This is a genomic window from Methylobacterium nigriterrae, assembly GCF_037106235.1.
Lineage (GTDB): Bacteria > Pseudomonadota > Alphaproteobacteria > Rhizobiales > Beijerinckiaceae > Methylobacterium > Methylobacterium nigriterrae.
This window is the reverse complement of record NZ_JBAWTG010000486.1, coordinates 1-608: the sequence shown is the minus strand read 5'-3', so window position 1 is coordinate 608 and position 608 is coordinate 1. Positions and strand designations below refer to the sequence as shown.

Annotated in this window: 1 protein-coding gene; it reads right to left on the bottom strand. The window is 66.1% G+C overall.

Translation table 11 applies throughout. The annotated features are described in order from the left end of the window. Positions 1-608, bottom strand: a 608-nt coding sequence (locus tag WDW90_RS37870) for an MFS transporter (RefSeq protein ID WP_431311211.1), incomplete at both ends; no start/stop codon positions are given.

The window sequence follows — 608 nt, the reverse complement described above, 5'->3', positions numbered from 1 at the left end:
ATCAGGTCCGGCCCCCAGAAGTTCAGGCCGTACGAGCCGACCTGGAGGAGGAAGTAGACGAAGCCGATCAGCAGAAAGCCCGGCTGCTTGATCGCCCCCCAGAGGGAGTGGTCCTCGATGCCCCGATTGTGGTGGGCGATCTGCGAGGACAGCAGGTCCTTCTCGGCCTGCGAGAGCCAGCGAGCGTCCGCGATCCGGTCGTCGAGGCGGATGAACACCAACACGCCGAGCACGAGGCAGGGCAGCCCGCCTGCCAGGAATAGCCACTGCCAGCCGGCGAGGCCGGCGATGCCATTGAGACCGCCGAGGATCAGGCCAGCCACCGGCGCACCGACGATCCCGGAGAATGCCGAGGCCACGAACATGAACGAGGTGACCCGTCCCCGGAACGAGGCCGGGAACCACAGGGTCAGGTAGTAGAGGATGCCGGGCGCGAAGCCCGCCTCCATCGCGCCGATGATGAAGCGCAGGACGTAGAACTGCCACTCCGTGCGGATGAGGATCATCAGCGCCGTGGCGATCCCCCAGGAGATCATGATCCGCGCGATCCACCGGCGCGCGCCGACCCGGTACAGGAACAGATTCGAGGGCACCTCACAGATCACGTA